Origin of the sequence: Aeromonas sp. HMWF017, from assembly GCF_003061465.1 — a bacterium.
GTDB classification, from domain to species: Bacteria; Pseudomonadota; Gammaproteobacteria; order Enterobacterales; family Aeromonadaceae; genus Aeromonas; species Aeromonas veronii.
The window spans coordinates 39,121-48,172 of record NZ_QAJD01000092.1 but is presented as its reverse complement, the minus strand read 5'-3'; the positions used below and the strand labels follow the sequence as shown (position 1 = coordinate 48,172).

The following is a 9,052-nucleotide window of genomic DNA, read 5'->3' as shown; positions in this document are numbered from 1 at the left end:
TATTATGTATGCTTTTCTTTATATTATCAATGAGTTATTTCATTTAGAGCAGTGTTAATTTACTAGCAGGTTAGCCATGACCATTTATATTCGTTATGAACTAATATAATCAAAATATATGGCCAAACGAATATTGATATTATCCCTATATAAAGTTTTATCCACCTGATGGTTATCAACTAAAAATAATGATATCAGGGTTAGGCATTTCTATTCCTTTAAACTTTAATCAAGGAATAGACACTCGGAGAGAACAAGTGCATAGACGCTGGGCTTTGAGGGGAGACATCATTCCGGCTCTCCGAACAAGCCAGCAGCCAAGCAGTAGCGCGGCAATTATCAATCACAGCAAACCCACTCTATGGTCAAGGATGTTGGGGTGAAGCAGCTACGCACACGCATATTTTGTCTATAAAACCGTCTTCTCATGAGACTTTTCACCCCACTATGTGATGCCATCCATATGGTTTACCTCTAAGAGAAGATGGTTAGCGTAACGTGGTTGCTTCTCCTTTTCTAAGATATGAAAGTTGCACTATCGTCACTTGTCGTGAAGTGGCTGACCGTGGGTTTTGATGATAAAATATATGTGTTTTTGAATACCCAAATTATCCACGACTATACATGCCAGAAAAACATGCTTAAGTCATTGATTTAACAGCAGTACTTACGTGCTTGCTACTGATTTGCAATCAGATATAAAGAGTCCGCCATGTTTAAACCAGAATTGCTCTCCCCCGCAGGTTCCCTCAAGAACATGCGTTATGCCTATGCCTATGGCGCTGATGCCGTCTATGCCGGTCAGCCCCGCTACAGCCTGCGGGTGCGCAACAACGAATTCGATCATGAAAACCTGCAGCTGGGCATCAACGAAGCCCATGCACTGGGCAAGCAGTTCTATGTGGTGGCCAACATCCAGCCCCACAACTCCAAGCTCAAGACCTTTATCCGCGACATGCGCCCTGTGGTTGAGATGAAGCCGGATGCGCTGATCATGTCCGACCCAGGTCTCATAATGATGATGCGTGAAGCCTTCCCGGATATGCCCATTCACCTCTCGGTGCAGGCCAACGCGGTCAACTGGGCCACGGTGAAGTTCTGGCATCAAATGGGCCTGACCCGCGCCATCCTCTCCCGCGAGCTGTCGCTGGACGAGATCGAAGAGATCCGCATGCAGGTACCGGAGATGGAGCTGGAAGTGTTCGTTCACGGCGCGCTGTGCATGGCCTACTCCGGCCGCTGCCTGCTCTCCGGCTATATCAACAAACGGGACCCCAACCAGGGCACCTGCACCAACTCCTGCCGCTGGGAGTACAAGGTACACGAGGGTAAAGAAGATGACGTGGGCCAGATCGTCCACCGTCAGGAGCCCATCGCAGTGCGTCCGGACAACACCCTGGGCCTTGGCAAGCCAACTGATGCCCTTGTGCTGCTGGAAGAGTCCAACCGCCCGGGCGAGTACATGAGCGCGTTCGAGGACGAACACGGCACCTACATCATGAACTCCAAGGACTTGCGCGCCGTCGAGCACGTCGAGCGACTGACCAAGATGGGCGTTCACTCCCTGAAAATCGAAGGGCGCACCAAATCCTTCTACTACTGCGCACGTACCGCTCAGGTTTACCGCAAGGCCATCGACGATGCGGTAGCGGGTCGTCCGTTCGACCGCAGCCTGATGGGCACCCTCGAAAATCTGGCCCACCGCGGCTATACCGAGGGCTTCCTGCGCCGTCACAACCACAGCGAATACCAGAACTACGACTACGGCTACTCCGTCTCCGACACCCAGCAGTTTGTCGGCGAGATCACCGGTCGCAAAGGTGACATGGTCGAGGTCGAGGTGAAGAACAAGTTCCTGGTGGGCAACAACCTGGAGCTGATGACCCCGCAGGGCAACGTCCGTTTCAATCTGGAGCAGATGGAGAACCGCAAGGGCGAGCTTATCGACACCGCGCCGGGCAACGGTCACGTAGTCTATGTGCCGGTCCCGAAAGATCTGGATGTGAACTACGGCATTTTGCTGCGCAATCTGGGCGACAGCCAGGATACCCGCAACCCGCACACGGCGGCCTGAGATGGCGCTGCTCATCACCGACAAGTGCATCAACTGTGACATGTGCGATCCCGAGTGCCCCAACCAGGCTATCAGCCTGGGTGAGGAGATCTACGAGATCGACCCCAGTCGCTGCACCGAGTGCGTCGGTCACTATGAGAAGCCGACCTGCATCAGTGTCTGCCCTATCGACTGCATCATCTGGGATCCCGCTCATGTGGAGACCGAAGATCAGCTGATGGAGAAGTTTGTGCGGATGCACAGGCAGTAGCTGATGCACGGACCGTAAAACGAAAAAAAGGCCGAGTAATCGGCCTTTTTTGATCCTGCGTGCAGCGGCTGGCTATCACTTGCCGACCAGCCGGATCAGTTTGTCCAGCTCACGCTGGGCCTCCAGCATCCGGGTCTGGGACTCCTCCAGCCTGGCCTGCCGCTTGGCAATCTTCTCAGGTTTGCCACTGACTCTCGCCTCCTGCAGCTCGAGCAGGCGCTCGTCCACCTCGCCGCGCAGTTTGTTAACCCGCTCTTTCTGCTCTTTGAGCAGACCTTCATCAGTACAGTTGGCCTTGATATTACGCGCTGCCTGTTCGAGCCCGGCAATCTGCCCGGCATTGTTGTGTGCTTTGGCAAACACCAGCTGGTCATTGATGGCCTGCAGACGGGCCTTGCAACCAACCGCCTCACTGCCAAAGGCCTGACCCGCCAACAGCAGCAAGCCGGCTCCCAATACTTTCCACATCTCGATTCATCCGGTCTTGTTTGCGAGCTGACCATAAAAACCTCGATCGGCGGCAGGGTCAAGCAAGCGGGAAAAAGGTGCGACAGAAGTTGTGCAACATCACGCAATTGCCACCCTGTTGGTTCTACAATGGCGCTCTTTTCAATCAGGAGTCTGTTATGAATCAACAAATTGTGGTCATTGCCAACGGTGCCCCCTATGGCAGCGAATCCCTGTTCAACGCCCTGCGTCTCGCTATCGCCCTCAACGAACAGGGTGGAGCCAGCCTCAAGCTGTTCCTGATGTCAGATGCGGTGAGTGCAGCGCTGGCCGGTCAGGCTCCGGCCGAAGGGTACAACCTGCGTCAGATGCTGGAGATCCTGCTGGCCCAGGGCGTCACCATTCGCCTGTGCAAGACCTGCACCGATGCCCGTGGCATCACAGCTCTGCCGCTGATCGAGGGCATTGAAGTCGGCACCTTGCCGATGCTGGCCCAATGGACCCTGGCTGCCGACAAGGTGCTGACGTTCTGATCTCCCCCTCCGGACCTCTTGCTCCTTTAGCCCTCATCTGACCCTCCATGGCCCCCGCCACGCGGGGGCATTGCACGCGCCCCAGCCTCACTGACTACACTATCAATTGCCACGCCTGCTTGTTTGTCCCACCTCACGGACAGCGTAACGCCCAGTAATAAACCGAGGACGACGATGAATCCGACCGAACAGACCCTGCTTGAGCAGATGAGGATCACCGACTTTGAAATTGCCCATCGCAAGGAGTTATTGCTGCTCAATGAACAGGATGTGGCGCGGCTGGCAAGTTATTGCAGCAAGATAGAACCACGGATCGACGCCCTGGTGGATCGCTTCTACCAGCAGCAGACGGCCATCACCGAAATCGCCTTGTTGATCGGGGATGCCGATACCCTCATACGGTTGCGCACCGCGCAACGGCGCTATGTGCTCGATCTCTTCAGCGGCCATTACGATCTGGAGTACGTCAACAACCGGCTTCGGATCGGGCTGGTTCACAAGCGGATCGGGGTCGAACCCAAGCTCTATCTGGCCGCCATCAACACCCTCAAAGCCCTGCTGATCGAGGATATGTTCGAGCAGATCCGCGATGAACCGGAGCGCCTCGTCATGCTGGCCGCCCTGGACAAACTCTTTCTGTTCGACATCACTCTGGTCTTCGAAACCTACATTCGCAGTCTGGTGTCGGAAATAGAGTCATCCAGAGAGAAGTCGGAGAACTATGCCAAGAGTCTGGAGCAGAAAGTTCGCGAGCGTACCAAACAACTGGAGGAGCTGAACCGCACCGATGCCCTGACCGGATTGCTCAACGTTCGCCACCTCAACGAGCTGTTGCTGCTGAGCCTGCGCACCTGTCAGCGCCGCGCCGAACCCATGGCCATCGCCTATCTCGATATCGACAACTTCAAGCAAATCAACGATACCGAAGGTCACCAGCGCGGAGACGAGATCCTGCGCATCGTTGGCCACTGCATCCGTCAGGTCTTTCGCGCCGAAGACAGCTGCTTTCGTTATGGCGGAGATGAGTTCTGCCTGATCCTGCCCAACTGCAACGAGAGTCAGGCGCGGGATATCTATCTCAAACGATTGCTCAACACCGTCAAGGAGCAGTTGGGCGATCTCACCCTCAGTATTGGCATAGTGCAGACCGGGCCGGAGCACTACGACGACGGGCTAAACCTGATCCGGCTCGCCGACGAGAGGATGTACGCAGCCAAGAAGGCGCTCAAAGAGAAGACGCCGGGTAGCACGCACTGAACATTCAGCATCACAGATCCCCGCATTAACCGGGTCAGCTCCGCTCAACCACAGACGAGGCCACTGCGGGACGCTGTACTCTGGCCCCCCACTCATAGAGCGCAAAAATCGCCACACAAAGCAGCGCCATCAGCACATAGAGCAACTGGCCGCTCCACTGCTCGAGGATCCAGCCTCCCAGCAGGGCACCTGCGGCCCCTCCCAACCCAGCCAGTGCACTGGCGCCAAAATAGCTTCCCTTGAGGTGGGTGGGGGCCATCTGGTCGATCAGCACGTTGAGCAGTGGGAAGAGGATGGTCTCGCCAATGCTGAGCAACAGCACGGCGCCAAACCAGTGGCTGCGCACCGTCGGGTCCCCCAGCGCAAAGAGCAGCTGGGCCGCCAGAAAGAGCGCCATACCGATATGAAGACGCACCCGTACCGGCCAGCGTGACAACAACCTCAGCAGCGGAAACTGTAGCAGCACCACGGTCAGGGCATTGGTCGCCACCAGCAGGGCAACCAGCTCGGCCACCTGCGGCATGCCGGCGCGGGTCAGGTACTGAACCAGTGGCGAGTGAAATTGGGAGTAGACCAGCACCATCAGCAGATTGGCCATCACCAGCAGCAGGAAGGCGCGATCCGCCAGCAACACCTTGATGGCATCCCGCAGTCCGGGGCCAGCAGCACCCGGCTTGCCTGTGCTGCCAGCCCGGCGAAATCCCCAGCCAAAGGCCAGCGCCAGCAGCAGATAGCTCACCACCAGAAACAGGAAGGTCTCCTGCTGGGCGTTGATCCCGAGGGTCACCCCGAGCAGCGGCCCCAGCGCGGCCCCCAGATTAAGCAGAAAATAGCGCAGGTGCAGTGCCAGCTCCCGCGCCTTGGCCGAGGCCAGACTGTCGGCCATCAGCGCCTTGCCGGGGGCATCGATGAGCCCCGACGAGAGGCCGCTGCCCATCACCCCGACTCCGAGCCAGAACACCGCATGGGAGAAACCGAGCAGGCCGAAACAGATCATCGCCACCAGACAACCGGCCAGCAGTATGCTGCGCCGCCCGAAGCGATCAGAGAGCCAGCCGCCGTAAAAACTGACCAGAGTAGAGAGGGCCATCGAGCCACCCAGCAACAGGCCGATGAAGGTGGCCGAAAGGTCATAGTCACGATAGAGCAGGATGGAGAGGAAAGGCCACACCATGTAGTAGCTGGTGCGCACCATGAAGGTGCCCAGAATGACGATCCAGACCAGCGGAGTAAATTGCCTGAAGGTGCTCCATGACATCGCTATGCTCCATGCCCCGCAGCTCTTACCACAAGATCCTGTCATAAACGGGGAAAGCATTCAGTTGTAACAGAGGGCCTCAATAGAAACAACCCTCGCTCACCGACAAGGTGCAACCGGATGCAAAAAGGCCAGCCGGTGGGCATCGGCTGGCCTTTTTATCACGGGATTTCCCTCGGGCTAGCGCCAGGGGCTCTGCTGCCACAGACGCCCCAGTCCGGCTTCCAGCGCCTGCGCACCCTGCTGCCCCAGCTTCTGGGTCAGGCTTTTTGGCTTGCGATAGCTGATGCCGATCACCTTGTGGTGGCTGGCCTGCGCCAGCAGGTAATGATCACTGGTGCAGAGGGTATCCACCAACCCCAGCCCCTTGGCCTGACTCGCCAGCCAGTGCTCGCCGGTCGTGACCTGATCGATATCGAGTTGCGGGCGGTGTTCTGCCACAAAGGCCTTGAAGCGCTCGTGGATCGCCGCCAGCTCCTCACGAAACTTCTCGCGCCCCAGATCGTCGTTCTCACCGAACATGGTGATGGTGCGCTTATACTGACCGGCGGTGTGCATCTCGAATTCGATGTCATGCTTTTTCAACAACTTGTTGAAGTTAGGCATCTGGGCGATCACCCCAATGGAGCCGACGATGGCAAAGGGGGCAGCCAGGATCTTGTCCGCCACACAGGCCATCATGTAGCCACCGCTCGCCGCCACCTTGTCAATCGCCACGGTGAGCTTGATGTCACGATCGCACAGACGCTGCAGCTGGGAGGCAGCCAAGCCATAGCCATGCACCACGCCGCCACCGGATTCGAGTCGCAGCAGCACCTCGTCGCCGGGCTGGGCGACGCCGATCACCGCGCTCACCTCCTCGCGCAGGGAGGCCACCTCTTTGGCATCCATGCTGCCGTTGAAATCGAGCACAAACAGGCGACTGCGCTCATCCCCCGCCTTGGCGCGCTTCTTCTGCTCCTCTTTCTGCTGCTTTTCCATCACCTTGCGCTCGGCCTTGCTGGCAAGCGCGCTCTTGAGCGCAAACTGCCCCTGCTCCAGCTCGCTCGAGAGATCGGTCACCACCAGCTCCCCCTTGCGCGCTTTCGGCTGGCGAGTGCTGACAATCATCAGGATGATGGCGCCGATGGCCAGCAGGAAGGTCACTGTCTTGGCCAGAAACAGGCCATATTCGGTCAGAAATGTCACGATGGACTCCAGAATGGATCGGTTTTCGTCACATTCTAGGGAGTTTGATGGAGGCGCGCAAAAAATCGCAGCCAGTGCCAGGAAAAACCAACCCGAGCATCACAACCTCTCTATTTTCTTCACATTTTTCTTGCCGCTGGCTGGTCAAACAGGCGCGCGGATCAGTACACTTGGCGCCGATTGCCATGCACTTATGGCCGGAATTTGTTAACAGGAGTTGTCATGCTCGATTATCAGGCGCCCCGCGATCTGCTCAAGGATAAAGTCATTCTGGTCACCGGTGCCGGCGACGGGATCGGCCGCGAAGCCGCCCTCACCTACGCCGCTCACGGTGCCACCGTGATCCTGCTCGGCCGCACCAGCGCCAAACTCGAAGCCGTGTATGACCAGATTGAAGCGGCCGGTTATCCGCTGCCCGCCATCGTGCCGGTGGATCTGAAAGGGGCCACCGCCGCCCACTACCGCGGCATGGCCGAAACCTTCGCCCAGCAGTTTGGCCGCCTCGACGGCGTGCTGTTCAACGCCGGTCTGCTCGGCACCCTCTCTCCGTTTGAACATATTCAGGAGAAGGAGTGGGATGAGGTGATGCAGGTCAACGTCAAATCGGAATTCCTGCTGACCCAGGCGCTACTGCCGCTGCTGCGCCAGACCGCCAAAGCGCAGGGCGATGCCTCCATCGTCTACACCTCCTCCAGCGTGGGACGCAAGGGGCGCGCCTACTGGGGCACCTATGCCATCTCCAAATTTGCCATCGAGGGGATGATGGAAGTGCTGGCCGACGAGCTTGAGAACACAGGTGTGCGGGTCAATACCCTCAACCCGGGCGGTACCCGTACCAAGATGCGCGCCAGCGCCTTCCCGGCGGAAGATCCCATGAACCTCAAGACTCCGGCCGATCTGATGCCGCTCTACCTCTACCTGATGGGGTCGGATAGCCGCGGCAAAACCGGCCAGACCTTTGTGGCTCAGCCAAAATAAACAAGTTGCGTGGCCCAGCCCAAATAAATCAATAAAATACCCAGAGTGTTGTGCGGCAGGGGTTAAATTGAATAGGGGGCACAAGCTCCCTGTTCGAACCACTGACCATCCTATCTCCAATCAGGTTGAACTATGTTTCGTCCCAAGAGCACGTTTGAGCAATGGCGGATCTTTCAGGCGGTGGTCGACTGCGGCGGCTACGCCCAGGCGGCCGAGGCGCTGAACAAGAGCCAGTCCTCCCTCAATCATGCTGTTGCAAAGTTGCAGCAGAGTCTGGGGGTGCCATTGCTGGAGGTACGCGGCCGCAAGGCGGTGCTGACCCCGGCGGGCGAGATCTTCCTCAAGCGGGCCCGTCAGTTGAGCCAACAGGTGGAAGAGCTGGAAAATCTGGCCAACAACCTGGAGCGGCAGTGGGAGCCGCAGATCAACCTCTATGTCTCGGCGCTGCAACCAAGGGATCGCCTATATCGGGCGCTGGCCAGCTTCTATCCCCGCAGCCGGGGTTGCCGGGTCAATCTGCACGAACGTATTCACTGCCACTTCAACGCCCTGCAACCGGGGGATCTGATGCTCTCCGAGCACCTGCCCGGCGATCGCACCGGTCTGCTGCTGGACGAGGTGTGCCTGCTGCCTCTCTGCGCCGCCAGCCATCCGCTGGCACAGGAGGAGGGGGCGATCCGCAGCGACGTATTGACCAACCACAACCAGATCAGCCTTCACCCCCCCATTCACCGCTCGGTAGACTGGAACGATGCGGATGACACCGGCTGGAAGGCCACCCACTACCACGAAGTGCTCGCCATGCTGCGCCTTGGCCTCGGCTATGCCTGGCTGCCGCGCCATCTGGTAGAGCGGGAGCTGGCGGAAGGGTCACTCATACAGCTGGATCTAGAGAGCGGCAACGAGCGCCACCTCTACACCTATCTGCTGACCCTCTCCCCCGAATCTCTCGGTCCTGCGACCGAGCTGCTGCTGCGCTGCCTGCGCAACGAATATCAGGGCGAATCAGCGCCGCTTCCGCACGCCCAGCCCCGACACGACAAATAACAGCCAGCCCCCCCGTCAGA

9 protein-coding genes are annotated in these 9,052 nt (G+C 58.1%); 6 read left to right on the top strand and 3 right to left on the bottom strand.

Going from position 1 to position 9,052, the window contains the following annotated elements; translation table 11 throughout:
* Positions 1-712 precede the first annotated feature (712 nt).
* On the top strand, positions 713-2,074 hold the full coding sequence (gene trhP, locus DBR30_RS08935) for a prephenate-dependent tRNA uridine(34) hydroxylase TrhP (RefSeq protein ID WP_005334895.1): 1,362 nt from the start codon (positions 713-715) through the stop codon (positions 2,072-2,074).
* A gap of 1 nt (position 2,075) precedes the next feature.
* Positions 2,076-2,324: a YfhL family 4Fe-4S dicluster ferredoxin gene (locus DBR30_RS08930; protein WP_005334896.1), complete on the top strand. Its 249-nt coding sequence runs from the start codon at positions 2,076-2,078 to the stop codon at positions 2,322-2,324.
* A gap of 75 nt (positions 2,325-2,399) precedes the next feature.
* On the opposite strand, the gene DBR30_RS08925 is transcribed toward DBR30_RS08930, so the two are convergent.
* On the bottom strand, positions 2,400-2,792 hold the full coding sequence (locus tag DBR30_RS08925; protein ID WP_108541283.1) for a DUF1090 domain-containing protein: 393 nt from the start codon (positions 2,790-2,792) through the stop codon (positions 2,400-2,402).
* 158 nt (positions 2,793-2,950) lie between these two features.
* Here DBR30_RS08925 and DBR30_RS08920 point away from each other — a divergent pair, with 158 nt between their 5' ends.
* Both DBR30_RS08920 and DBR30_RS08915 read left to right on the top strand, forming a co-directional pair.
* Positions 2,951-3,304, top strand: a complete 354-nt coding sequence (locus DBR30_RS08920; RefSeq protein WP_005334901.1) for a DsrE/DsrF/TusD sulfur relay family protein — start codon at positions 2,951-2,953, stop codon at positions 3,302-3,304.
* A gap of 174 nt (positions 3,305-3,478) precedes the next feature.
* On the top strand, positions 3,479-4,561 hold the full coding sequence (locus DBR30_RS08915) for a diguanylate cyclase domain-containing protein (RefSeq protein WP_108541282.1): 1,083 nt from the start codon (positions 3,479-3,481) through the stop codon (positions 4,559-4,561).
* 34 nt (positions 4,562-4,595) lie between these two features.
* Here DBR30_RS08915 and DBR30_RS08910 read toward each other — a convergent pair whose 3' ends face one another.
* Complete coding sequence (locus tag DBR30_RS08910) at positions 4,596-5,819, bottom strand: MFS transporter (protein WP_108541281.1); 1,224 nt, start codon at positions 5,817-5,819, stop codon at positions 4,596-4,598.
* Positions 5,820-5,999: 180 nt separating this feature from the next.
* Entirely contained in the window at positions 6,000-7,007 is a 1,008-nt protein-coding gene (gene sohB / locus DBR30_RS08905) for a protease SohB (RefSeq protein WP_108541280.1), read from the bottom strand.
* A gap of 222 nt (positions 7,008-7,229) precedes the next feature.
* Here sohB and DBR30_RS08900 point away from each other — a divergent pair, with 222 nt between their 5' ends.
* Together DBR30_RS08900 and DBR30_RS08895 are read left to right on the top strand one after the other, a co-directional pair.
* The gene (locus DBR30_RS08900) at positions 7,230-7,985 is read left to right on the top strand and encodes a YciK family oxidoreductase (protein WP_005334909.1); all 756 of its coding nucleotides are present in this window, start codon (positions 7,230-7,232) and stop codon (positions 7,983-7,985) included.
* A gap of 132 nt (positions 7,986-8,117) precedes the next feature.
* A complete protein-coding gene (locus tag DBR30_RS08895; protein ID WP_108541279.1) occupies positions 8,118-9,032 on the top strand; it encodes a LysR family transcriptional regulator in 915 nt (304 codons plus the stop codon).
* The last annotated feature ends 20 nt before the right edge of the window (positions 9,033-9,052 follow it).